The organism is Burkholderia sp. MSh2, from assembly GCF_000731655.1.
Lineage (GTDB): Bacteria > Pseudomonadota > Gammaproteobacteria > Burkholderiales > Burkholderiaceae > Burkholderia > Burkholderia paludis.
Window position 1 is genome coordinate 33096 of sequence record NZ_JPGM01000011.1, and the last position, 24113, is coordinate 57208.

Consider the following 24113-nt stretch of genomic DNA (forward strand, 5'->3'; position numbering starts at 1 on the left):
TTACTTTTTGTTATAATTTCAAGGTTTTATAGTGTTGACGATCTATAAAACCCTGCTAGAATCCGCTCACATTGGCTGCAGGGTAAAAGGCTTCGAGCCGCCAATCACCGATCTTTGACGCAGCGCGTCACCGTCCGCCGAAACCTGCACGGCGTATCCGACGGCTTTAGTTGTAGTCCCGGCCAGCGCCACGAGACGCTGGTTTTTTGCGTGGGTGCCACCGCGTATGCCCGCCTCGCCCAGTGTGCGAAGGTGCCGGCCCTCTTACACCGTGGCCTCGAACGGTACTTATACCGTTTCCCCGATGTCCGCACGCCCCAACCAAAGCGTGCGGCGTCGTGATTCCGCGGCGCGTTACCTGTCTCGCCATCGAGATGAGCGAGCCGCACGAGTCATGTTCATGGGAGATGATCTGAATGAACGCTTGGTTATCGTGGCGTCCCAGTGAGCAGCATGCGCAATTCGTGCGCAGTGTGCTGCGTCGCGGGACGCGTGTCAGTCACCATTTATTCAGCGTTGTCGGCTGCTTCGCCGTCGCGGTGGCTCTGGCCCTGTGGCTGCTGCCAACCGTGCGCGGCACGCTCGCCGCGAAGCTGATGCCGGTCGTATCCGCGGCCGTGCAGGCCGGGCCGGCCCGTCTGCTGTCCGGCCATCCGCTGCCGAACTTCGCGCCCGCCGGCGCGCAGCCGCAGCAGGAAGAAGGTCCCGAAACGGACACGCTTGCGGTCGGCCTCGACGTCGCACCGGAAGCCGCCGCGCAGGGCGACGCGTCCGATCCGGCCCGCAACGGCCCGTCGCCGGTCGCGCTGGCGAAACTGATTCCGACCCAGCGGGTGGCGGCCGATGCGCGCGACGATCGCGCGCTCGCATCGAACCGCGAACAGGCGCTGGTTGCGACCTACCTGTCGCGCCGCTACCGCGTCGCGCAGGAGCCGCTGGGCCAGCTCGTCAAGGCTGCGTTCCAGACCGGCCGCGACGTCGGCCTCGATCCGCTGCTGCTGCTGTCCGTGATGGCGATCGAGTCGGGCTTCAACCCGTATGCCGAAAGCGGCGTCGGCGCGAAGGGCCTGATGCAGGTCATGTCGAAGGTCCATTCCGACAAGTTCGAGTATTTCGGCGGCACCGACACGGCGCTGCAACCGCTCGCGAACCTCCAGGTCGGCGCGCTGGTGCTGAAGGACTGCATCGCACGCGGCGGCTCGCTCGCGACCGGCCTGCGCCTGTACAACGGCTCGACGAACCCCGACGACAACGGCTACGGTTCGAAGGTGATGGCCGAGCGCGGCCGCCTGCGCGACGTTGCGCACGGCCGCAGCGTGCCGGTCAACGCACCGCAGGCGCCGGCCCAGCCGGCCAAGCCGATGGTCACGGCGGCCGCCGTGACGGCGGCGGCGGGCGGTGCCAAGCGCGTGCACGTGACGCTCGACAGCACGACGTCGGTGAAGTCGGCGCCGAAGGACAGCGCGCAGGACGACGCGAGCGTCGACACCGCGAAGCACGCCGACCATTCGGAGCTGGGCGCGTAAGGTCCGGCGTTCGGCGCGGCCCCGGCCGGCCGACCACGAAAAAGGCACCCGAATCCGGGTGCCTTTTGCTTTTGGGGCGCGAGAAACGGCCGGCGTGCCGGCCGGCGCGTCAGGTCAGTGCTGGCCGAACAGCGTCGAGAGCCGGTCGACCGCCTCCTCGAGCCGCGAGTAGGCCGTCGCATAGGACAGGCGGATATAGTCGCGCGGCGCATGGACACCGAAATCCATGCCGGGCACCAGCACGACCCCCGCGTCGTGCAGCATCGCCTGCGTGAGCGCGGCACTGTCGCCGGCGGCCGGATGGGCGACGCCGCCGCAGTGCGCATACACGTAGAACGCGCCGTCAGGCATCACGGGCACCGTGAAACCGAGCCGTTCGAGGGCCGGCGCGATGAAGTCGCGGCGGCGCTTGAATTCGAGCCGGCGCGCTTCGTAGATGTCGAGCGTGGCCGGCTCGAAGCACGCGAGCGCCGCGTGCTGTGCAAGCGCGGACGGGCAGATGAACAGGTTCTGCGCCAGTTTCTCGAACGTGCCGACCAGCGCGGGCGGCACGACGAGCCAGCCGAGCCGCCAGCCCGTCATGCTGAAATACTTCGAGAAGCTGTTCACGGTGACGACGTCGTCGCCGAACGACAGCGCCGACACGGGCGCCGCATCGTAGCTGAGCCCCTGGTAGATCTCGTCGACGATCGAGAAGCCGCCGCGTGCGCGCACGGCCTCGACGATCCGCTTCAGTTCGTCCGGCTCGAGCGACGTGCCGGTCGGGTTCGACGGCGACGCGAGCAGCACGCCGCGCGTGCGCTCGCCCCAGCGCGTGCGGACGTCGTGTTCGGTGAGCTGGAAGCGCGCGTCCGGGCCGCTCGGCACCAGCACCGCACGGCCTTCGGCCGCCGCGACGAAGTGCCGGTTGCACGGATACGACGGATCGGGCATCAGCACCTCGTCGTCGCGCCCGACGAGCGCGAGGCACGCGAGCAGCAGCGCGGCCGATGCGCCGGCCGTCACGACGATCCGCTCCGGACTGATCGTGAGGCCGTACGCGCGCGCATAGTGCGCGGCGATCGCTTCGCGCAGCGGCGCAATGCCGAGCGCGCTCGTGTACTGCGTGACGCCGCGGCGCAGCGCGGCCGCGGCCGCTTCGACGACCGGCTCCGGCGCGGTGAAATCCGGCTCGCCGATGCCCATGTGGATAACATCGCGTCCGGAGGACTCGAGCCGCTGTGCCTCCTTCATCAGTTCCATCACATGAAAGGGCTGGATCGCGTCGACACGTGCGGCGAGTTTGACCAGCGAATCGGCGGTGGTATTCATCGGGCGGGCAGGGGGAGGGGCGAGACGAAAGAAAAAACGGGCGCATGCGCGCCCGTTCCGGACAAACGGTATCAGCCGTTGCGGCGCGCCTGGATTTCGGCGGGGCGCAGCTTCGCGGCAAGCTTGTCGAGCACGCCGTTCACGTACTTGTAGCCGTCGGAGCCGCCGAACGTCTTCGCGAGTTCGACCGCTTCGTTGATGATCACGCGGTACGGCGTTTCGACGTGGTGCGTCAGCTCGAACGTCGCGATCAGCAGCACGGCGCGTTCGACCGGCGACAGCTGGTCGATCGGACGGTCCAGCGACGGGGTCAGCGCTTCGACCAGCGTGGCGTGCTCGCGGATCACGCCGTGCAGGATCGCGTCGAGCAGTTCCTTGTCAGCCTTGTCGTAACCGAGAGCGCCGCGCAGCTGCGCGTCGATCTCGCCGGAGGATGCGTTCGACAGCAACCACTGGTACAGGCCCTGCGTCGCCAGCTCGCGCGATTGTCGGCGGGCGCTCTTTTTCATGCGCGCTCCTCTTCGTCGTCTTCTTCGTCTTCGTCTTCCTCGTCTTCGTCGCCGAGCTGGTCGAGGGCCATCGTCAGGTTGGCCATCTCGACGGCGACGCGCGCGGCGTCGCGACCCTTTTCGGTCATGCGCGCGACGGCCTGCTCGTCGGTTTCGGTCGTCAGGACCGCGTTCGCGATCGGCAGGTTGAAATCGAGGCCGATGCGGGTGATGCCCGCGCCGCTCTCGTTCGATACGAGTTCGAAGTGGTAGGTCTCGCCGCGGATCACCGCGCCGAGCGCGATCAGTGCGTCGAACTGGCCGCTTTCCGCGAGCTTCTGCAGCGCGAGCGGGATTTCCAGCGCGCCGGGCACCGACACGAGCAGCACGTCTTCACCGGTGACGCCGAGGCGTTCCAGTTCCTCGACGCACGCGTCGGCGAGGCCGTTGCACACCGGCTCGTTGAAGCGCGATTGCACGATGCCGATACGCAGGCCGTCGCCTTCGAGATTCGGTTGGTATTGTCCGATTTCCATGATCTTGTCCGTGGTGTGGATGAGCGGTTATAGGGCGAAAGCGCCGTGGCGGGTTACGCGTTGGACGCCGGGCAGGACCTGGCTTCGCCGCCGGGCATCGGGATGAAGCCCGTGACTTCCAGGCCGTAGCCGGACATGCTGCCCAGCTTGCGCGGATTCGACAGCACCTGCATCTTGCCGACGCCGACATCGCGCAGGATCTGCGCGCCGATGCCGAACGTCTTGAAATCGACTGGCCGGCGCTTGAGCGCAGCAGCCTTTTCTTCCTCGTCGAACGCCTTGAAGACGTCGATCAGGTGTTCCTTCGTGTCGCCGCAGTTGAGCAGCACGATCACGCCGAGGTCGCGGGCCGCGATCTCGCGCATCGCGGCGTCGAGCGTCCACGAGTGCGTCGACACGCCCGTCTCGAGCAGGTCGAGCACCGACAGCGGCTCGTGCACGCGCACCGGCGTATCGACGTCGGGCGACGGCGCGCCGCGCACCAGCGCGATGTGCGGCGAGCCGCTCGGCTGGTCGCGGTACAGCACCGCGCGGAACGTGCCGTGCGCGGTCTGCATCGTGCGCTCGGCGATCCGCTCGATGATCGACTCGGTGCGGCTGCGGTACTGGATCAGGTCGGCGATCGTGCCGATCTTCAGGTTGTGTTCCGTCGCGAATTCGATCAGGTCCGGCAGGCGCGCCATCGTGCCGTCGTCCTTGATGATCTCGCAGATCACCGCGGCCGGCGTGAGGCCGGCGAGCGCGGTGAAGTCGCAGCCGGCCTCGGTGTGGCCCGCGCGCACGAGCACGCCGCCCGGCTGCGCCATGATCGGGAACACGTGGCCCGGCTGCACGATGTGCTCGGGGCGCACGTCGTGCGCGACCGCCGTGGCGATCGTGTGCGCGCGGTCGGCGGCCGAGATGCCGGTCGTCACGCCTTCGGCCGCTTCGATGCTGACCGTGAACGCGGTGCCGTACTGGGTGCCGTTGCGGTAGGTCATCAGCGGCAGGTGCAGCTGCTTGCAGCGTTCCTGGGTCAACGTCAGACAAACCAGGCCGCGGCCGTACCTGGCCATGAAGTTGATCGCTTCCGGCGTGACGAATTCGGCGGCGATCACGAGGTCGCCCTCGTTTTCGCGGTCTTCTTCGTCGACCAGGATCACCATCCGGCCGGCTTTCAGCTCGGCGATGATGTCGAGCGTGGAGGCGAGCGTCATAAGGGGGCGAGAAAGAGGAAAGTGCGTATTTTACGCCAGCCGGACGGCGTTTCGGCTGGCGCGCGCGGCGCGCGGCCGGCAAGCGCTCCGGAAAGCGTCGCGGCCGGCCCGCGCGGCCGGCCTGGCCTGGCCGCGCGTCAGGCCTGCTGGTCGCGCCCGCCGAGGTAGTCGAGCTTGCCGAGTTCGACGCCGCCGTGGCGCAGGATGTCGTACGCGGTCGTCACATGAAAGAAGAAGTTGGGCAGCACGAAGTGCAGCAGGTACGACTGGCCGGTGAACTCGATCGGGCCGACCCGCATCTTCAGCACGATCTGGCGCGACTCGCTGCCGTCGATCTGCGCGGCGTCGAAGCCTTTCAGGTAGTCGATCGTCTTCTGGATGCGCGCGTGCAGTTCGTCGAAGGTCTGCTCGACGTCCGGGTAGCTCGGGATCTCGGTGTCGGCGAGGCGCGCGGCGCAGCCCTTGGCCGTGTCGGTCGCGATGTAGACCTGGCGGACGAACGGCAGCATGTCCGGGTACAGGCGGGCGCCGATGAACACCGACGGATCGATCTGCTTCTCGGCCGCATGAGCCTGCGCCTTGCCGAGGATGTGCTGAAGACTGGTCAGGCCGCGGATCAGGACAGGCACCGAGGCCTGATACATCGAAATGGACATGGGTTGCTTCCTCGAAGGGGGACGATGCGCACGACGGCGCGTGCGGCAATGAAGCGGCAGCAGCGCCGCTGCAACATCATAGCGCGGCCCGCCGCGCGCGGCGCACGACGTCCGGTCCGGCCGCGCCGCCGGCGCCCGGCCGGGCGCGGCGGCCCCTCAGGCGTCGCGCCACATGCGCCGGTAGGCCGCCTCGATCCCGCGGGCGAAGCGCGCGCCGTCCATCAGCGGCGAGCGTGCGAGGCGTGCGCGCAGTTCGCCGCGCAGCGCGGCGAGCGCGGGCAGGTCGCGGGCGAGGGCGACGGCGGTGTCGACGAACGCGGCGTCGCTGTCGGCGGCGAGCGTGTCCAGGCCGAGGTTCGCGAGCTGCGACAGCCCGCCCCGGCCGACGGCGGTGCGCCCGACGCGCGTGACGACCGGCACGCCCATCCACAGCGCATCGAGCGTCGTCGTGTGGCCGTTGTAAGGGAACGTGTCGAGCGCGATGTCGATGCCGAGATAGGTCGCCAGATAGTCGGCGCGCGGCCGGTACGGCACGCAGTCGACGCGTTCCGGCTGGATGCCGTGCGCGCGCAGCCGCTCGATGAGCCGGGTCCGCCCCGCGCCCTGCGGCGCCATCACGACCAGCCGCGCGCCGGGCAGGCGCGCGAACAGGCCGGCCCACAGCCGCAGCGTGCGGTCGGTCAGCTTGCACGGATTGTTCAGGCAGCCGAACGTCACGTGGCCGGCGTCGCGCGCGGGCAGCGGCCCGACCGCCGGCGTGTCGGTCAGCGGGTCGTAGCACCAGAAGGTATCCGCGAGCCGGATCGAGCGCTCGCGATAGAACCCGTCGTGCCCGGGCGGATCGAGATGCGGGTCGGTCAGCCGGAAGTCGATCGACGCCAGGCCGCTGGTGCCCGGATAGGCGAGCCAGATCGCCTGGACCGGCGCGGGCCGGTGCGCGAACAGGCCCGGCCGGCCTTCGGCCATGTGCATCGTCAGGTCGACGAGGATGTCGATGCCGTCGTCGCGGATGCGCTGGGCGAGCGCGGCGTCGTCGAGCCCGTACACGTCGTGCCAGCGATCCGCGTAGCCGGCGAGCCGCGCGGTGAGCGCGTCCGGCCGCGCGACGCTCGCGTAGCAGACGATCTCGAACGCGCGGCGGTCGTGATGCGACAGCAGCGGCACGAGGAACAGCGCCTGGCAGTGCTCGCGGAAATCCGCGCCGACGTAGCCGATCCGCAGCCGGGCGTCCGGCGCGCGGCTGCGCTCGGGGGCCGTCGCGAGCGTGCCGTCGGGCGTCTCGTGCCGCATCGACCAGTTCAGTGCTTCGGCGAGCACGGCCTCCGGCTGCTCCGACTGGAAGCTCAGCGCGTAGACGAGGTTGCTGTGCGCGATCGCGTTGCCCGGATCGCACGCGAGCGCGTGCCGGTAGCTGTCGATCGCGGCGTCGAGCGCGCCGTCGTCCTTCAGCACGTTGCCGAGGTGGTTGTGCGTCGCCGAGTGCTCGGGGGCGCTGGCCAGTGCGGCGCGCAGGTGCGCGATCGCATCGTCGTGCAGGCCGAGCCGCCGCAACAGGTTCGCGGCGTTGTTGTGCGCCGCGACGAAGTCGGGTCGCGCGCGCAGCGCGGCGTCGAACGCGCCGGCCGCCGCCGCCGTGTCGCCGAGGCGCTCGCACACGGTGCCGAGATTGTTCAGCGCGTCCGCGTGATCGGGCCGCAGGGCGACCGCCAGCCGGTACTGGTCGGCGGCCTGCGCGTGCTGGCCGAGCCCCAGCAGCGCGTTGCCGAGGTTGTAGGCCGCGTCGGCGTCGTGCGGCGCGAGCGCCGCCGCGTGCGCGAGATGCGTGGCCGCCTCGGCGAACTCGCGCCGGTCGCACAGCGCCGCCCCGAGGTTGATCAGGCCGGCGGGCGCGTCAGGCGCGGAGCGCACGGCGTCGTGCAGCAGCGCGAGCGCGTCGTCGTGACGCGCGTGCGCGTCGAGCAGCGTGCCGAGGTTGGTCAGCGCGAGCGCGTGGGCCGGCTGCGCGGCGAGTGCCACGCGGTACGCGCGCTCGGCCGCGTCGGTCGCGCCGAGATGCTGGTGGCTGTTGCCGAGGTTGTTCGCGACGTCGGCGTTCGACGGGTCGAGCGCGAGCGCGTTGCCGTATGCGTCGATCGCGTCGGCATGGAAGCCGAGCGCCTGCAGGGCGTTGCCGAGCGCGGCGTGCGTGTCGGCGTTGATGGGGTCGATCGCGAGCGCGGTGCGCAGTGCGTCCGCCGCGCCGGCATGCTGGCCGAGCGTGTGCAGCACATGACCGCGCGCCACATGGTGGCGGGCGTCGCGCGGCGCGAGTTCGATCGCGCGGTCGAGCTGCGCGAGCGCGCCGGCGCTGTTGCCGCACTGCAGCTCGAGGATGCCGAGCCGCATCCGGAGTTCGTCGTTGCCGGGATCGTCGGCGAGCAGGGCTTCGTAGAGCGTGCGGGCGCCGGGCAGGTTGCCGGCGAGATGCAGCGTTCTGGCGTGGGCGAACGTCGTATCGGGAGTCATGTCCGGGTGGGCGTCGGGCAGGAGGGGGCGAGGCCGGGGCGCGTATCGAGCATGCGCGCGAAGGCGTGCGCGATCCGCTCGATGTGCGGGTTCTTGTGCGCGAGCGGCCCGTCGGCCGCTTCGCGATGGACGAGCATCGTCGCGTTCGCTTCGAAGACGACCACCCGGCCGTCGCCGGTCAGCGCGAAGTCGATGCCGCCGTAGTCGAGATCCAGCTGCCGGCCGATCGCGGCGAGCGCGCGCGACGCCGTTGCGCCGAGCGCCGCGTGCGGATCGTCGAGGAAGCGGCGCTCCTCGTCGAGCTTCCACGGCGTCGACGTCATGTCGGCCGAGAAGTAGTGGACGAGCCAGTGCGTCGAGATCGCGAGGTGGTACGGGTACGGCACGCGATCGACGAAGATCGCCCGGTATTTGCGAAAGCAGCCGTCGGCGCCCCGGGTGTCGCGGAAGGCGGTCGCGTAGGCGGGACCGTCGAGCCGTGCAAGCGCCGCGGCGAACGTGTCGGGCGTGGCGTGCAGCGTGACGCCGTCGCCGCCGTGCGCGCCGGCCGGCCGCAGCAGCAGCGGAAAGGTCACGCCGGCCAGTGCGAGGCGGCGCAGCAGTACGTCGAGCGGCCCACGCGCGTTCTCGATGCGCACGCACGGCGGCACCAGGACGTCCGGCAGCGCCGCGAGGCGCGCGGCGGTGCGGTCGCGATGCGTGTGCGCGATCGCGTCGGGCGGATTCAGCACGGGCACCGCGCTGCGGCCGGCGAAGCGGGCGAGACGGGCGGCGAGCGGCGCGGCGATGTCCGGATCGCCGACCGCGTTGAACACGAGATCGTGTGGCGGCAACTGCGCATCCTCGGCGTCGTCCGCATAGTCGATCGCGTACTTGATGCGGGTGATCGTGCGGAACGGCAGCAATGCGTCGAGCGGCACGTTGCCCGTGCCGCCGCCGACGCCGACGATCAGCAGTCGCCGCGCGTCGGCGTCGAGCGCCGGTTCGACGAACACGCGCTGCAGCCGGTATGCGCGTTCGCGATGCGCGTGCGCGTCGGCGTGGCGTCCGGCGGTGGCGTAGAGCGCGGCGAGGTTCTGGTGCGCGTTCGCGAGCGACGGATTCACGGCGAGCGTGTGCCGGTACCAGCGCACCGCGTCGTCGGTGCGGCCTTTCATCGCGTAGACGGTCGCGAGGTTGTACAGCGCGAGCGCCCGCGTGGCGGGCGGCGCGTCGGCGAGCGCATCGAACGCGGCGACCGCGAGCTGATGCGCGGCGAAGCCGTCGGCGTCGCCGGCGGCCTGCAGCGCATCGCGCATGCGCGCGTGCAGCGCGACGTCGAGCGGCGCCGCGTCGAGCGCGCGCGCCAGTTGCTCCGGCGCTGTCGACGTATCGGGAATGGACGGGGGCATCGGAGGGCTGGCCGGGGTGGCGGTGCGGCTTACGCGTGCGCGACGGCGAATTCGGTCAACGCTTCGCACAGCGTATCCACGGCGCCGGGCGTGACGGCGTTGTAGAGCGACGCGCGCAGCCCGCCGAGCGAACGGTGGCCGTCGAGCCCGATGATGCCGCGCTGCGCGGCCGCGGCGGCGAACGCACCGTCGAGCCTCGCATCGCCGAACGTGAACGCGGCGTTCATCCGCGAGCGCCACGGCTGCTCCGCATGCACGGCGACCGCGTCGCCCAGCGCGTCGAGCGTGTCGTACAAACGCAGCGCCTTGCGGTCGTTGATGCGCTGCATGGCCGCGAGCCCGCCGATCTCGTCGCGCAGCCAGCGCGTGACCAGCGTCAGCACGTAGATCGCGAACACCGGCGGCGTGTTGTAGTTCGAGCCGTGCGTGACGTGCGTGCGGAAATCGAGGATGCCGGGCAGGCTGTCCGGAACCCGCTCGAGCAGCGCACGGTCGATCAGCGCGACCGTGACGCCGGCCGGCCCGAGGTTCTTCTGCGCATGCGCGTAGATCATCGAGAAGCGGCTCGTATCGAGCGGCCGCGACAGGAAGTCGGACGACATGTCGACGACGAGCGGCACGTCGTGCGGCGCGGCCGCCGGCGTGTCGAACTGCAGCCCCTCGACGGTTTCGTTCGACACGTAGTGCAGGTAGGCCGCATCGGGCGCGAGCGCGAGCTGTTCGAGCGCGGGCAGCCGGCGAAAGCCGGTGTCGCGCCCGCACCATGCCACGCGTGCGGTGCCGACGCGTGCCGCCTCGGCGCTTGCGCGGCTGCTCCAGTAGCCGGAATTCACATACGCGGGCGGTGCGTGGCGGCGCGTCGCGAAGTTCATCGGGATCGTCGCGAACAGCAGGCTGCTGCCGCCCTGCAGGAAGATCAGCGCGTAGCGGTCCGACACGCCGAGCAAGGTGCGCAGGTTGCGCTCGGCCTCGTCGAGCAGCGCATGGAACCAGTCGGAGCGATGGCTCATGCCGAGGACCGACACGCCGGTTTCCGGCAGCGCGACGATTGCCTCGTGCGCCTGGCGCAGCACGACCTCGGGCAGTGCGCCCGGGCCGCCCGAGAAATTCAGGGCATTGGATGTCATCGATGTCGTCCCGCGGTCAGTCTGCTTCGGCGGCATCCAGCAGGGCTCGCGCCGCCGGTTCGAGCACGCGGATCCGCCACGCATCGCCGGCGGCTTCGGCCGAGGCGAGAAAGCCGGTCGTCCACAGGCCCGCGTAAAAGTACATCGCGCGGCGCGCGTCGCCGGACGGCGACCAGCAGTCGACCAGCGCATCTCCGTACGCACGGCCCGCGTCGCCGACATCGGCGGCCAGATAGGCGAGCGTCGTGCCGACCTGCAGCAGCGGGTCGCCGTAGCACACGAAATCGAGATCGATGAAGCCGCTCAGCGCGCCGTCGTCGACGATCACGTTGCGGGTCGTGAGGTCGTCGAGAAAACACACCGGTGTGCAGGCCGCGAAGTAGGGCTCGAGCGTTGCCCGCACGGCGCGCAGTCGCGCTCGCAACTGATTCAGCGGAGTCGCCTCGACGGCGACGGACGCGTCGGCCGGCGCGCCGAACAGGTCGGTCCAGCGTGCATGCGCGGCGTCGCGGCCGATCGGCGCCCAGCCGAAGCCGCGGCTCGCGGGCAGGCCGGCGACGCGACGCTGGCAGTCGGCGACACGCTCGGCGACCGCGGCCATCTGATCCGCGCGCATGGCCGGCAGTGCGAACTTCAGGTCGAAGCCGTCCAGCCAGTTCAGGATCACGAACGATCGGCCCGGCGCGGCCGTCCCGGCCGCCAGCACCTGCTGGACCGGCAGGCCGAGCGCACGCAGCGCGGCGAGGTTGGCTTCGGTGTGCGCGTATGCGGCGGGCTGCGAGCTGACGCGCAGCACCACCGTTCGACCGTCGGCGAGTTCGACGCGATGGATCGTGTTGCCGCTTTGCGTGAGCAGTTGCGGCACGAGGGCGGTCGGTTCGACGTGCAGTGCGCGCTGCACCAGTGCTGCGGCCGTGTCGGCCCCGTCGGTGCGCGTGCTTGACGTGGCGGCGTCGTGTGCCGTCGTCAGTGTTTGAATGGACATGCCCCGATTTCCCCGTTGGCTTTAAGTGTCGCACCCTCACGTCTAGGTGCGGAGGGGCACCGCTGCTTCGTTGCAGCGTATGGCGTCGGACTATAGGTGGCGCGGCTTTGAATCACCTTTCTGCCTGGATTACACGTATTACCGGCGATGACACGATGCGCGCCCGCGCGTTCGCGCAGGGACGCGGCGTGAAGGCGCACGCGCTCCGATGGCGGGCGGCGCGCGAACGGCGGTCGCGCCCGCCGGGCTTGGCGATGCAGTCCCGGCGCCGGCATGTGCGGCCGGGCCCGTGCGGGTCCGGCGCCGGGCGTGTGGGCTGGCCGGGCGTGTTACGTCGGTAATACGTCCGTATCGATTCGTTACGCAGCGCGCGGATAATTTCAAGATACTGCGGCCCTTTGATGGCCCGCGTCGTCGCAGCGAATGACGACGTGGGCCGCGTACTGGATCGAAAAGGGGACCCACATGAGCGCAACCACAGTCCGGCGCGCCGGCATGCACGACGGCCGGCGCGCGGCCGCGCTGCGCCGGCGTAACTACGCATGAGCGCGCCTGTCGACGATGTGCGCGCCGCCGCGCTCGCGAACGCGCAGGCGGCGCTCGCGCAGGCGCCCGGCGATGCGCAGGCATGGCATCGGCTCGGCATGGTGTGGGAGGAGGACCACGTGTTCGAGGCCGCCGTGGACTGCTATCGTCGCGCGACCGAGCTCGATCCGCATGCCGACGGCTCTTACAACAACCTCGGGAACTGCCTGAACGTGCTCGGCCGGCTCGCCGACGCGCAGGCCGCGTGGCGCACCGCGATCGAGCTGATGCCGCAAAGCGCGTCGTACTACCGCAATCTGGTCCAGTTCACGACGCTCGCCGCCGACGATCCCTGTTTCGTGTCGCTCGAGAAGCAGGTCGCGCAGTCGGCGACCTGGTCGGCCGATCGTCAGGCCGACCTGTATTTCGCCTACGGCCAGTCGCTCAAGGGTATCGGCGAGCCGGTGCGCGGATTCGAGTGCCTCGTGCGCGCGAACACGCTCTACCGGTCGCTGACCCGCTACGACGAAGCCGCGATGCTCGGCCTGCTCGAACAGGTGGCCGGTGCGTTTACCGCGGACCTGCTGCAGGCGAAACGCGGCCTGGGCGATCCGTCGGCGACGCCGGTGTTCGTGTTCGGCATGCCGCGTTCGGGCACGACGCTGGTCGAGCAGATTCTCGCGAGCCATCCGGACGTGTTCGGCGCCGGCGAAAGCGACGCGTTCGCGCAATGCCTGGTGCAGGCGATCGCGCCGGGCACAGGCGGGCTGGCGCTCGACGGGCTCGCCGCCGCCACGCCGGAATCGCTGTGCGCGCTCGGTGCGGCGTATCGGCAGCGCATGGCGCGCAAGGCGCAGGGCGGCACGTATGCGCGGATCGTCGACAAGTACCTGTACAACTTCATCAACGCCGGCTTCATTCATCTCGCGTTGCCGAACGCGCGCCTCATCCATGTGCGGCGCGATCCGGTCGACACCTGCCTGTCGGTCTTCGCGCGCTGTTTCCACGACGTGCCGTTCAGCTACGACCTCGGCGAACTCGGCCGCTTCTATCGGGCCTACGATGCGCTGGTCGCGCACTGGCACGCGACGCTGCCGCCCGGGGCGCTGCTGGAAGTCCGCTACGAGCATCTGGTCGAGGATTTCGATGCGCAGGTGCGGCGCATGCTCGCGCATTGCGGGCTGGACTGGAACGATCGGTGCGCGGTGTTTCACGAGACCCGGCGACAGGTGACGACGGCAAGCGCGGCCCAGGTGCGCCGGCCGCTCTATCGCGACGCGCTGCGCCCCTGGCGGCCCGACGCGGATATGCTGCGGCCGCTGCTCGACGGGCTGGGGCCGGTTCTGGCCGCCGATGCCGGCTACTGAGCGGGCGTGACGCGCCCCGCGTGGCGGCGCGTGCATGCGCCGCCACGCGGGGGCATTCGCCGTGGCGCCGCGACGGCGGCGCCCGGCCCGGTCAGAACGACTGCAGCCAGTCGATCATCCGCCGATACCGGTCCGCGATATTGGCAGGCGATTGCGATACGTGATCGTCGCCCCAGTAGCGGATCAGCCGGACTTCGCGCTCGAGCTGCGTCAGCGCCGCGAACATCCGTTCGCTCTGTTCGAGCGGCACGTAATCGGCGTCGCCGTGCATGAGCAGCAGCGGCGTCGTGATGTGCGCCGCATTCAGGATCGGGCTGATCGCGCGATAGGCGTCCGGGCAGTCCCACGGCGGTGCATCGATGTTCCAGCTGTTGTCGGCCACCATCTTGCCGACCAGCGCGAAACGCTCGGCGCGGGCGTCGTTGCCCGTTTCGTAGCGCACGCGCGCGTCGAGCGACGTGTAGAGCGCCGCCGCGTCGCTGATGCCGGCGCTGGACATCCCCGAGCGGAACATCGGCGTGCGGGCGAGCAGCATCATCGTTGCCCAGCCTCCCAGGCTCTGGCCGTACAGATGCAAGCGGTCGCGATCGACGTACCCGGCGTCGGCCGCGGCGTCGACGGCCGCGAGCACATCCTCGAGCATCCGGTCGGCCATCGTCGCCGGCGCTTCGTTCAGCACCTCCCGCATGTTGACGTCGATCACCGCGAAACCTTGCGCGGCGAACGGCTGGAAATTGAACGGCAACGGGCAGTCCGGTTCGTGGAACGAGTGCGGAAAGGGGGCGACCTTTTCGTACGGATACACCCAGACGACCGCCGGCAAAGGCGAACCCGCGAAATCCGGCGGCAGCAGCACGTCCACGAAGCGCTGCTGCCCGGGCTCCGAGCCGCGGCATGCGAGCCGGTGCGTCGTGCCGGTCGGGATGTCCGCCAGCCGACGATTCGTCTCGAACACCACCGTCGAATCGCGCGCGCCGGCGAGGCGGATCGTCAACCGGGTCGCGTCGCGGCCGTGCTCGATGAAGGCCGCATACGGGCGCCCCGTCTCCGCCGGCAGGCGTTCGCGGCGCGTGCCGCTGCCGTCCTGCGGCTCGTCGGTGTCGTTCGCATCGGGCGCGGCCGGCGGGGTGTCGGTCGTCGGCGGCCGCGTCAGCCCGGCCTGCGCACATTCTCCGGGCGACAGCGCGGACAGCACGCCGGCGGCCGGATCGAACGCCCACCAGTCGCGCGCGGGCTCGACGGGCTTGTCGCCGAACGATGCGCTGTCGAGCACGTCGGCCGTCGGCCGCGTGCCGGCGGCAGTGGCTTCCCATGCCTGACGCGCGTTCCCGAACAGGCGGCGGTGCAGGTGCGACATGACGGGCGTGGCATGCTCGGCCAGCAGCGGCAGCGCGACCCGGCCGTCGGCCAGCCACGTGAACGGCCCGTCTCGGTCGAGCGGGGACAGGTCGAGGCTGCGCGACGTGGTGATCGGCGTCGCCGATCCGTCGGCCGCATCGATCAGCACGGCGTGCACGGCCGTGTCGTCGGCCGACAGCGTGGCGGCCGCGATCCGTTTCCCGTCGGGCGACCACGACGGCGAGCCGCAGGCGCGGCCGGCCCGCGCGTCGCCGGCCAGCCGGCGCGTCGTGCCGCCGGCGAATTCGTGCAGGTAGAGTTCGGCCCGGTCGAGCCCGCCCAGGTACGCGCGGTCGAAGCGGGGCGCATCGGCCATCGGGCGGACGACGGCGAAGCAGAGCGATCCGCCGTCGGGCGACAACGTGCAGGTGCGACCGTAGTTGAACTGGAAGCTGTCGAGCGACAACAGATCGTCGACCGTGAAGCGGCGAGGGGACACGGGATACGAGGGGAGAGCGGTCACGCAAGCGCCTTGTCGGTTTGGTGGAGGCGAATAGACAGGTTGTGCCGGAGCCGAGTTCCGGCGCGGTCCGGCCGGGGGGCGTGGGCGGGGCCGGTCGTCGTACACGGTCGTCCGGATTGTCGTATCATGAAACACGAAATATGAAGCAACGGAGACCGACATGATTGAACTCGACAGCGCGGCATCGGCCGTGCTTGCCCGGCTGGCGTCGTTCGGCCAGGACAACGATGCGCGTACGGACGACCGCAGCCGCAAGATGCTCAACCTCGAGCCACCCACGGCCGAACTGCTGTACCTGCTCGTCACCGGCGCGCGGCGCCGGCGCGTGCTGGAGATCGGCACGTCGAACGGCTACAGCGCGATCTGGCTCGCCCATGCGCTGCGTGAGACGGACGGGCAGCCGCTCGTCACCGTCGAGTACGCGCCCGGCAAGGCCGAGCAGGCGAGGGCCAACCTGCGCGAAGCCTCGCTGCAGGACTGGGCGCAGGTGATCGAAGGCGACGCGACGCAGGTGTGCGCGGCCGTGACCGGCCCGTTCGACTGCGTGTTCTTCGATGCCGACCGCGTGAGCGCGCCGCAGCAGCTCGCGCATTTGCTGCCGAAGCTGACGGCCGACGCGCTGCTCGTCGCCGACAACGCGCTGTCGCATCCGGAGGAGATCGCCGGCTATCTCGCCGCGGTCGACGCGTCGCGGCAGTTCGACACGACGATCGTGCCGGTCGGCAAGGGGCTTCACATTGCACGTCGGCGGCGGGTCGCATGACGCGCGTTGCGTTGGAGCGTTCGACGTTTTCCCGCGATGCGTACGAGGCGATACGCGAGATGCTGCTCGACGAGGCCCGATTCGAGGCGGGCGAGAAAATTAGCGTCGAAGCGCTGTCGCGCGATCTCGGCATCAGCCGGTCCCCGGTCTGGGCCGCGATCTCGCGCCTCGAGGCCGAGGGGCTGCTGCAAGTCGTGCCGCGCCAGGGCGTGTTCGTGATCGCGTTCGACGAACGGCGGATCGTGGCGATCTTCGAGGCGCGGGAAGCGCTCGAGGGCATGGCGGCGCGGCTGGCCGCCATGCGTGTCACGCCGGCCGATCTCGCGGCGATGGACGACGCGCTCGCGCGGCAGGCGCAGGCCGTCGACGCGCATGACGGCGCCGCGTATCAGGCCTCCAATCTCGATTTCCACCATGCGCTGCTGGCCGCCGCATGCAATGCGACGATCGAGGCGTCGCTCCGGTCGCTGTACGCGCAGGTTCAGGCGATGTGCGCCGGCGGCCCCGGCCGCGCGGCAGGCTGGGAACGCTTGCAGGGCAACGTCGCCGAACACCGGCGCGTGTTCGACGCGCTCGCGGCGCGCGACGGGGAAGCGGCCGAGCGTGCGGCGCGCGAGCATGTGCGGCAATTGCTGGAGACGCTGCTGGCGCGCGTCGCGGAGCGGGCCGCCTGATCCGGCGGTGCGGCCGTTCCGCAATGGAACGACCGCACCGCCCGCCACCTGCGCGTGCCCACCTGCGCGTGCCCACCTGCGCGTGCCCACCTGCGCGTGCATTGGGCAAATCGAAAGGTCAGGACGATATAGTGTCCGCAGCGTGCCGCTTGCGATACCCGTCGGCGGATGCACATGCTGCTGAATTATTTCGGACCACTTACAATTCATGAAGCTTTCTCGCCGTACGTGGCTCGGCCACAGTCTTGCCGTTCCCCTGGGCCTGAGCCTGTCACCGCTTCTCTCGCTTCGTTCCGGTCTCGCCGCCGCTGCTTCCGCCCCCACCTCCGTTCCCGCACTCGCGATCGTCATGAATTCGGGCGAGGCGAGCGTGTCGGTCATCGACATGGCGACGCACCGGGTCGTGCGCACGCTGCCGACGCTGCGCGAGCCCAGCCACTGGGCACTGACCCCGGATCGCAGCAAGCTCTACATCGCCGACGCGAGCGGCAACGCGCTGTTCGTCGTCGACCCGCTCACCGGCACGGCGCTCGGTCACAAGACCATCGCCGATCCGTATCAGCTCGGTTTCAGTCCGGACCATCGCTACCTCGTCGTCAATGCGCTGCGCCTGAACTATGTCGACGTGTATCGGGCCGACGACCTCGCGCTCGTCAAGCGCTTCGAGGCCGGCGGGATGCCGAGCCACCTCGACTTCGCGCCGGACGCGCGTACCAGCTTCAGCTCGATGCAGGAGTCCGATACGCTGGTTGCGTTCGACCTCGGCAGCATGACGGTGCGCTGGACCGCCAGGGTGGGCGCCACGCCGGCGGGCGTGCTGTGGCACAACGGCAAGGTGCTCGTCTGCGTGATGGGTGCCGACCACGTGGCCGAGGTCGATCCGGCGGACGGCAAGGTGCTGCGCCGGATCAAGACCGGCGTCGGCCCGCACAACATCTTTCTCACGCCCGACGGCAAGACGCTGTACGTGAGCAACCGCATCGGCGGGTCGCTCGCCGCGCTCGATCCGGTCACCTACGCGCTGCGCCGCACCTATCCGTTCCACGGGGCCGGCCCCGACGACGTCAGCGTCGCGCCGGACGGCAAGCTGTGGGTTACGTTGCGCTTTCGCGAACAGGTCGCGGTGCTCGATCCGGTCAGCGGCAGCTACGAGACGATCGACGTGGGCCGCTCGCCGCACGGCATTTTCCTGACCACCGAATTGCGCCGGCCCGGCCTGATTACCGCGGAGACCCTGTAACGGATTCGCCATGCTGACTTTCATCGACAGGTTCTTCAACATGCTGGCCGGCGAGATCGACCAGTATCTCGTGCTGCCGCTGCTCTACCACTTCGGCTGGATGCAGTGGGAGGAGCTCTCGTTCGACTGGGCGCTCATCTGCGTGTACGGCTTCTTCGCGGTCGTCGCGACCTACGCGGTGTGCTGGCCGCTCGAGGCGTTCTTTCCGATCGAACGCTGGGACGACCGCAAGGCGGTGCTGACCGATGCGTTCTATACGATCCTGAACCGGGTCGGCGTGCTGCCGGTCGTCAGCTTCCTGCTGTTCTACCAGGTGCAGGTATGGGTCAACGGCTTCATCGTGAGCCTCGGCTACATCCCGCCGACGCTCGAAACGATCGTTCCGCCGCTGCTCGGGCACCCGGTCGTCACGTTCGTCTGCTACGCGCTCATTCTGGATTGCGCGGACTACTGGCGGCATCGGCTCTCGCATGCGTTCCGCAGCTGGTATGCGCTGCATGCGCTGCATCACGCGCAGCGGCAGATGAGCTTTTGGTCCGACGACCGCAACCACCTGCTCGACGACCTCGTCGCCGGGCTCTGGTTCGGCGTCGTCGGCCTGGCGATCGGCATCCCGCCGCTGCAGTTCCCGCTGCTGTTCCTGTTCATGCGCTTCATCGAGAGCCTGAGCCACGCGAACATCAAGCTCTCGTTCGGCTGGCTCGGCGACCGGCTGCTCGTGTCGCCGCGCTTTCACCGCCTGCATCACGGGCTGCGCGCGGCAGGCCGCAACTCGTGCAATTACGGCGCGGTTTTCCCGTTCTGGGACATGCTGTTCGGCACGGCGGACTTCTCGAACGAGTATCCGCCCACCGGCGACAAACGCGCACCGGAATCGATGGCGACGGGCGGCTACCTCGCACAGCAACTGGGCGGCCTGCAGTTCTTCGTCGAAGAATTCCGCGCCGCATCGCGCGGCTCGCGTCGCGGTTCGTAACGCGCCACGCCGGGAACCGGCCGCTCGGGCCAGCGGCCAGCGGCCGGCGCCGGGCGCCGATCGCGGGGCCGGTTCCCGTTTCCCGATTCGATAGTTATTTGAAATTGAAATTCCCGTATGATAGTTTTTAAGAAGCGCGTCGTACGACGGAGGTCGGGATGAATACCGTGACGGGCAGGAGCACATTGAGCGATCGCGCGACGTTCGCGATTCACGACGTGCTCGCCGGCAACCGGCGCGGAGCCCGCACGTTGCTGCTGTTCGCGGGCCCGGCGGTCATCGCGTCGATCGCGTACATGGATCCGGGCAATTTCGCGACCAATATCCAGGCGGGGGCGCAGTTCGGCTATTCGCTGCTGTGGGTGGTATCGATGGCCAACCTGGTCGCGATGCTGTTCCAGGCGCTGTCCGCGAAGCTCGGCATCGTGACGGGACGCAATCTCGCCGAGCTGTGCCGCGAGCAGTTTCCGCGCCCGGCGGTCTACCTGATGTGGGCGGTCAGCGAAGTGGCGGCGATGGCCACCGATCTCGCCGAGTTCCTCGGCGGCGCGATTGCGCTGGCGCTGCTGTTCAAGTTGCCGCTGACGATCGGCATGGGCGTCACCGCCATCGTGACCTACGCGATCCTGCTGTTCGAGCGCAACGGATTCCGGCCGATGGAAATCATCATCGGCGCGCTCGTCGGCGTGATCGGCCTGTGCTATCTCGCCGAGATGTTCATCGCGCCGGTGGCGTGGGGCCAGGTGGCGCTGCATTCGGTCGTGCCGTCGCTGCCCGGCGCGCAGGCGCTGACCGTCTCGGTCGGCATCGTCGGCGCCACGGTGATGCCGCATGCGATCTACCTGCATTCGGGGCTGACCCAGGGCCGGATCGTGGGACGCAACCTGCGCGAGCGCCGCCTGCTGCTGCGCTTTTCGAACCGGGAAGTCGTGTTCGCGCTGTCCCTGGCCGGCCTGGTGAACATGGCGATGGTGATCATGGCGAGTTCCGCGTTCCATGCGGGGCACAGCGACGTCGCCGAAATCGAGACCGCCTATCACACGCTGACGCCGTTGCTTGGCGCGGGCGCGGCGGTCATCTTCCTGATTTCCCTGATCAGCTCCGGCATCTCCAGCTCGGTCGTGGGCACCATGGCGGGCCAGATGATCATGCAGGGCTTCGTCGGTTTCCGGATTCCGGTCTGGTTGCGGCGGCTCGTCACGATGGTGCCGGCGTTTGTGGTCGTGGCGCTCGGGGTGAACGCCACGCAGGCGCTGGTGCTCAGCCAGGTCGTGCTGTCGTTCGCGCTGCCGGTCCCGATGGTGGCGCTGGTCCTGTTCACGCGCCGCCGGGACCTCATGGGCGAGTTCGTGAACAGCCGCGTCACCGATATCGCCGCGATCGGCGCGACCGCGATCATCCTCGTGCTGAATGCCATCCTGCTGCTGCAGACTTTCGGCGTCGCGATTCCGGGCATGGCGGCGTGAGCGGGGCGGGGGCCGGTGTCGGGATCTGATCGAACCGGGCGGATTCGAGGAGTCGGCGGCGCGGAGCGCCGTCGAAGGCCGGACGACCTCGTCGACGGATGGCCGGCAATGGACGCCGGCAGCCGTCTTTCCACATACCGGCGATCATGCCGACCTGAAGAGTGACCTGGTCGCCGGCCTGCCGGTGGCGCAGCATCGCGGCCTCGACCGCATGCGGAATCGGGAGGGGTGGGCATTCGCAGCCGTCCGCGTGGCCGTCGACCACGTGGACGGTCACGACAATCCCGTTCAGCGCGCGGCGTCGGCTGGCGTGAAGCGCGCCAGGATCCGCAGATCGTCGCCGATCCGCTCGAACCCGTGGAACGCGAGCCGCGTGCGTGCATCGAGGCTCGCCGGCGCGGCGAGGTCGAACATGCCGGCCGCGTCGGCGCCCAGCAGGCTCGGCGCGAGGTAGACGAGCAGTTCGTCGACGCACCGTTCGCGCAGCAGCGAACCGTTCAGCTTGTGGCCGGCCTCGACGTGCAGCTCGTTCACGCCGCGCGCGCCGAGTGCCGCCAGCATCGCGGGCAGGTCGACCTTGCCGTGCGCATTCGCGAGCGGCACGATTTCCGCGCCGCGCGCCCGCAGCACGTTCGCGCGCACTTCACCGGCGGCATCGAGCCGGCCGCAGAAGATCAGCAGCGGCGCGCCTTCGAGCAGCCGCGCGTCGAGCGGCAGGTCGAGGCGGCTGTCGATCAGCACGCGCTGCGGCTGGCGCGGCGTGTCGATGCCGCGCACGGTCAGCAGCGGGTTGTCCTCGCGCACGGTGCCGATGCCGGTCAGGATCGCGCATGCGCGCGCGCGCCACGCGTGCCCGTCGAGACGCGCGGCCTCGCCGGTGATCCACTGGCTCTCGCCGGACGGCAGCGCGGTGCGGCCGTCGAGCGACGCGGCGGTCTTCATCCGCACCCACGGGCGGCCGCGCGTCATTCGCGACACGAAGCCGATGTTCAGCTCGCCGGCTTCATGCGCGAGCAGCCCGCAGCGCACGTCGATGCCCGCGTCGCGCAGCATCCCGAGGCCGCGCCCCGACACCTGCGGGTTCGGGTCTTCCATCGCCGCGACGACCTTCGCGACGCGCGCGTCGATCAGCGCGTTGGCGCACGGCGGCGTGCGGCCGAAGTGGCTGCACGGCTCCAGCGTCACGTAGACGGTCGAGCCCGCGACGTCGTAGCCGCGCGCGCGCGCGTCCTTCAACGCCTGCACTTCCGCGTGGTCCTGGCCGGCCGGCTGCGTGAAGCCTTCGCCGATCACGTCGCCGTCCTTGACGATCACGCAGCCGACGCGCGGATTCGGCGCCGTCGTGTACATGCCGCGCGCCGCGAGCGCGAGCGCGCGCTGCATGTGGGCGAAATCGATGTCCGAGAACATGCGCGCAGGCCCGGGTCAGGCGGCGAGTGCCGCGAAGGCGCGGCGCGCGGCCGCGAGCGTCGCGTCGATCACCGCATCGTCGTGCGTGCTCGACACGAAGCCGGCTTCGTACGCGGACGGCGCGAAGTACACGCCCTCGTCGAGCATCAGGTGGAAGAAGCGGTTGAAGCGCCCGGTGTCGCTCTGCGTGACTTCGGCGAAGCTCGCCGGCACGCGCTCGGCGAAGTAGAGGCCGAACATCGCGCCGATCGAATCGGCCGCGAACGGCACGCCGGCGGCGCGCGCTTCGGCCGCGAGGCCGTCGGCGAGGCGCTTGGTCTGCGCGGTGAGCGCGTCGTAGAAGCCGGGCGCCTGGATCAGTTGCAGCGTCTTCAGGCCCGCGGCGACCGCGATCGGGTTGCCCGACAGCGTGCCGGCCTGATAGACGCCGCCGAGCGGCGCCAGATGGGCCATGATGTCGCGCCGTCCGCCGAACGCGGCGGCCGGCATCCCGCCGCCGATCACCTTGCCGAGGCAGGTGAGGTCGGCCGCGATCCCGTAGTACGCCTGCGCGCCGCCGAGCGCGACGCGGAAACCGCACATCACCTCGTCGAAGATCAGCACGGCGCCGTGCTTCGTGCACAGCGCGCGCAGTGCGTTCAGGAATTCGGGCGTGCCGCGCACGAGGTTCATGTTGCCGGCGACCGGCTCGACGATCACGGCGGCGATCTCGTCGCCGAACGCGCGGAACGCTTCCTCGAGCGCGGCGACGTTGTTGTATTCGAGGACGGTCGTGTGCTTCGCGATGTCCGCCGGGACGCCGGCCGACGTCGGGTTGCCGAAGGTCAGCAGGCCCGAGCCGGCCTTCACGAGCAGGCTGTCCGCGTGGCCGTGGTAGCAGCCCTCGAACTTGACGATGCGGCTGCGGCCCGTGAAGCCGCGCGCGAGACGCAGCGCGCTCATCGTGGCCTCGGTGCCGCTCGACACCATCCGCACCTGCTCGATCGACGGCACGAGCTTGCAGATCTCTTCGGCGATCTCGATCTCGGCTTCGGTCGGCGCACCGAACGAGAAGCCGTCGGCGAGCACGTTCTGCACGGCCGACAGGACTTCCGGATGGACGTGGCCGACGATCATCGGGCCCCACGAGCCGATGTAGTCGATGTACTGCTTGCCGTCGGCATCCCAGAAATACGGGCCTTGCGCGCGCGCGACGAAACGCGGCGTGCCGCCGACCGAACGGAATGCGCGCACCGGCGAGTTGACGCCGCCGGGAATGGTCTTCTGGGCGCGTTCGAAGAGGATCTGATTGTTGGACATGGACGAAACCTGCGAGAGAAGGGCGCGGGGGGCCTGTGCACGGGCCGCGGCGCCTGGGCGGAACGATCCGTCCGATTGTACCGGAGACGCGCGCGGCGGGCCCGCGGCCGGGTCTGCGGCCTTTCGGCGCGCGAGGGGCTGCGGGCCGAAAGGGGGAGTCGAGGCAATCAGGCCCCGTTATCGATCGGGCAGGGGCGGCGGCTTGCGCTTGCCGGTGAGCTCGGCCCAGCGCTTCTCGAGCGGGCCTTCGACCATCGGCTTGATTGCCGTGCCGGAGCTCTGCGCATCCCAGGTCTGCACCGAGTAGGGATGCACGCGAAGCGCGTCGCGCGTGATCACGACGTCCTGGTGCGCGTCGACCAGCCAGTCGTACACGAAGTCGATGCACAGCCGGTAGCCGCGTTTCGTCGACGGATCGGGTACCTCGTACGGTGCGCGCGTCACGTAGCCGGAGCCGAACACGCCCTTGGGCGCCTGCGCGACGCGGTGCAGGAACACGCGGTCGCCCGGCAGGATGCCGCGCGCGAAGCCGCAGCCCCACACGTCATGCACGGCCTCGCCGGCCTTCACGCGCGCGGCGACGTCGGGCAGTTCGGGCCAGGGCCATTTCTTTGGGCTCCAGATCAGCAGGAAAGCGGTCATCGGTGGGGCGTGCGTCGAATGGATCGGACAAAAGAGGCGTGGAGCCGCAAGCTTAATCGAATCCGCGTGCACGCTCCCGCGCGGCAAGCGCCGCGCCGGTCGGCGCTTGCCGGCCGTGCGCCGCGGCACGGCCGGGGGCATCCGAGAAAGTTGCGCGTACAATCATGGG

At 69.8% G+C, this 24113-nt stretch carries 20 protein-coding genes; 7 read left to right on the plus strand and 13 right to left on the minus strand.

The features are described from left to right. The first annotated feature begins 416 nt into the window (after positions 1–416). On the plus strand, positions 417–1526 hold the full coding sequence (locus tag GQ57_RS08290) for a lytic transglycosylase domain-containing protein (RefSeq protein ID WP_031403650.1): 1110 nt from the start codon (positions 417–419) through the stop codon (positions 1524–1526). A gap of 114 nt (positions 1527–1640) precedes the next feature. Here the strand turns inward: GQ57_RS08290 and GQ57_RS08295 are convergent, their stop codons facing one another. The 9 genes from GQ57_RS08295 to GQ57_RS08335 all read right to left on the minus strand — a co-directional run bounded on the left by GQ57_RS08295 (position 1641) and on the right by GQ57_RS08335 (position 11721). Beyond that, complete coding sequence (locus GQ57_RS08295) at positions 1641–2837, minus strand: pyridoxal phosphate-dependent aminotransferase (RefSeq protein ID WP_034197617.1); 1197 nt, start codon at positions 2835–2837, stop codon at positions 1641–1643. Between the two features lie 71 nt (positions 2838–2908). Continuing rightward, positions 2909–3346, minus strand: a complete 438-nt coding sequence (nusB, locus tag GQ57_RS08300) for a transcription antitermination factor NusB (protein ID WP_031403692.1) — start codon at positions 3344–3346, stop codon at positions 2909–2911. Then, on the minus strand, positions 3343–3861 hold the full coding sequence (gene ribH / locus GQ57_RS08305; protein WP_031403693.1) for a 6,7-dimethyl-8-ribityllumazine synthase: 519 nt from the start codon (positions 3859–3861) through the stop codon (positions 3343–3345). Before ribH ends, nusB begins: the two co-directional genes overlap by 4 nt. A gap of 53 nt (positions 3862–3914) precedes the next feature. Next, positions 3915–5057 (minus strand): bifunctional 3,4-dihydroxy-2-butanone-4-phosphate synthase/GTP cyclohydrolase II, encoded by a 1143-nt coding sequence (gene ribBA / locus GQ57_RS08310; protein ID WP_031403694.1) that lies wholly within the window; start codon positions 5055–5057, stop codon positions 3915–3917. 137 nt (positions 5058–5194) lie between these two features. Next, entirely contained in the window at positions 5195–5713 is a 519-nt protein-coding gene (locus tag GQ57_RS08315; RefSeq protein WP_031403695.1) for a DUF1993 domain-containing protein, read from the minus strand. A 156-nt stretch (positions 5714–5869) separates the two neighbouring features. Beyond that, positions 5870–8218, minus strand: a complete 2349-nt coding sequence (locus GQ57_RS08320; protein WP_034197618.1) for a tetratricopeptide repeat protein — start codon at positions 8216–8218, stop codon at positions 5870–5872. Next, complete coding sequence (locus tag GQ57_RS08325; RefSeq protein ID WP_052001172.1) at positions 8215–9609, minus strand: ATP-grasp domain-containing protein; 1395 nt, start codon at positions 9607–9609, stop codon at positions 8215–8217. The genes GQ57_RS08320 and GQ57_RS08325 overlap by 4 nt, the downstream gene beginning before the upstream one ends. A 29-nt stretch (positions 9610–9638) precedes the next feature. Then, positions 9639–10736, minus strand: coding sequence for a 3-phosphoserine/phosphohydroxythreonine transaminase (gene serC / locus GQ57_RS08330; protein WP_034197661.1), 1098 nt, complete (start codon positions 10734–10736; stop codon positions 9639–9641). 16 nt (positions 10737–10752) lie between these two features. Next, the gene (locus GQ57_RS08335) at positions 10753–11721 is read right to left on the minus strand and encodes a phosphotransferase family protein (RefSeq protein ID WP_034197619.1); all 969 of its coding nucleotides are present in this window, start codon (positions 11719–11721) and stop codon (positions 10753–10755) included. Positions 11722–12263: 542 nt separating this feature from the next. Here GQ57_RS08335 and GQ57_RS08340 point away from each other — a divergent pair. Beyond that, positions 12264–13613, plus strand: coding sequence for a sulfotransferase family protein (locus GQ57_RS08340; RefSeq protein ID WP_034197620.1), 1350 nt, complete (start codon positions 12264–12266; stop codon positions 13611–13613). 91 nt (positions 13614–13704) lie between these two features. Here the strand turns inward: GQ57_RS08340 and GQ57_RS08345 are convergent, their stop codons facing one another. Further along, a complete protein-coding gene (locus tag GQ57_RS08345; RefSeq protein WP_160257513.1) occupies positions 13705–15474 on the minus strand; it encodes a S9 family peptidase in 1770 nt (589 codons plus the stop codon). Positions 15475–15634: 160 nt separating this feature from the next. Here GQ57_RS08345 and GQ57_RS08350 point away from each other — a divergent pair, with 160 nt between their 5' ends. From GQ57_RS08350 to GQ57_RS08370, 5 genes are all read left to right on the plus strand, one after another. Next, positions 15635–16237 carry an O-methyltransferase gene (locus tag GQ57_RS08350; RefSeq protein WP_031403227.1) on the plus strand — a complete coding sequence of 201 codons (603 nt, stop codon included), beginning with the start codon at positions 15635–15637 and terminating at the stop codon, positions 16235–16237. Beyond that, positions 16234–16911, plus strand: a complete 678-nt coding sequence (locus GQ57_RS08355; protein WP_031403226.1) for a GntR family transcriptional regulator — start codon at positions 16234–16236, stop codon at positions 16909–16911. Before GQ57_RS08350 ends, GQ57_RS08355 begins: the two co-directional genes overlap by 4 nt. A 208-nt stretch (positions 16912–17119) precedes the next feature. Next, complete coding sequence (locus tag GQ57_RS08360; protein ID WP_034197622.1) at positions 17120–18151, plus strand: YncE family protein; 1032 nt, start codon at positions 17120–17122, stop codon at positions 18149–18151. 10 nt (positions 18152–18161) lie between these two features. Beyond that, a complete protein-coding gene (locus GQ57_RS08365; protein WP_031403224.1) occupies positions 18162–19127 on the plus strand; it encodes a sterol desaturase family protein in 966 nt (321 codons plus the stop codon). 158 nt (positions 19128–19285) lie between these two features. Further along, the gene (locus GQ57_RS08370; RefSeq protein WP_034197623.1) at positions 19286–20593 is read left to right on the plus strand and encodes an Nramp family divalent metal transporter; all 1308 of its coding nucleotides are present in this window, start codon (positions 19286–19288) and stop codon (positions 20591–20593) included. Positions 20594–20881: 288 nt separating this feature from the next. Here the strand turns inward: GQ57_RS08370 and ribD are convergent, their stop codons facing one another. The 3 genes from ribD to GQ57_RS08385 all read right to left on the minus strand — a co-directional run bounded on the left by ribD (position 20882) and on the right by GQ57_RS08385 (position 23944). Further along, positions 20882–22003, minus strand: coding sequence for a bifunctional diaminohydroxyphosphoribosylaminopyrimidine deaminase/5-amino-6-(5-phosphoribosylamino)uracil reductase RibD (ribD, locus tag GQ57_RS08375; protein ID WP_031403222.1), 1122 nt, complete (start codon positions 22001–22003; stop codon positions 20882–20884). Between the two features lie 15 nt (positions 22004–22018). Continuing rightward, positions 22019–23302: a glutamate-1-semialdehyde 2,1-aminomutase gene (gene hemL / locus GQ57_RS08380; RefSeq protein ID WP_034197624.1), complete on the minus strand. Its 1284-nt coding sequence runs from the start codon at positions 23300–23302 to the stop codon at positions 22019–22021. A gap of 177 nt (positions 23303–23479) precedes the next feature. Beyond that, positions 23480–23944, minus strand: a complete 465-nt coding sequence (locus tag GQ57_RS08385; RefSeq protein ID WP_031403220.1) for a hypothetical protein — start codon at positions 23942–23944, stop codon at positions 23480–23482. Positions 23945–24113: the final 169 nt, after the last annotated feature.